Below are 351 nucleotides of genomic sequence, written 5' to 3'. Positions count from 1 at the left end.
TAGTTGATAATGTTTTGTTTTAACCAAAGCATTTCTTCATGCGTAAGTTTATTCGGATTAAATTCAACACGCATATTACGTCTATCCCATGTATCTGCTTTTACTTTGTCGTATTCGATATAAACTTTTTCCTGCAGTGCTTTAGCTTTAAATTTCGTTTGTAGTATATCCCAAAGTCTAATTTGTGGTTCAGTACTCATGAATTCAGATAGCTTTTGAGCATTATTTTTATTAAGATTTCCAACAATAGTCATGGCATCAAAATTTAATTCTGGCTGAGGGGTGGTACAAAAATTACCACCTAACCGGCTATTAGAGTATCCGGTTGAGTGTAAAATGTCACTATCCTTA

Annotated in this window: 1 protein-coding gene; it reads right to left on the bottom strand. The window is 33.3% G+C overall.

Annotation, left to right across the window (positions count from 1 at the left end):
• Positions 1-351 (bottom strand): hypothetical protein (locus AC1DG9_RS27860; RefSeq protein ID WP_477635811.1); only part of this gene is annotated, 351 nt, incomplete at both ends.

This window comes from Pedobacter sp. 05L430, assembly GCF_056397585.1.
This window is presented reverse-complemented; position numbering and strand designations above follow the sequence as displayed.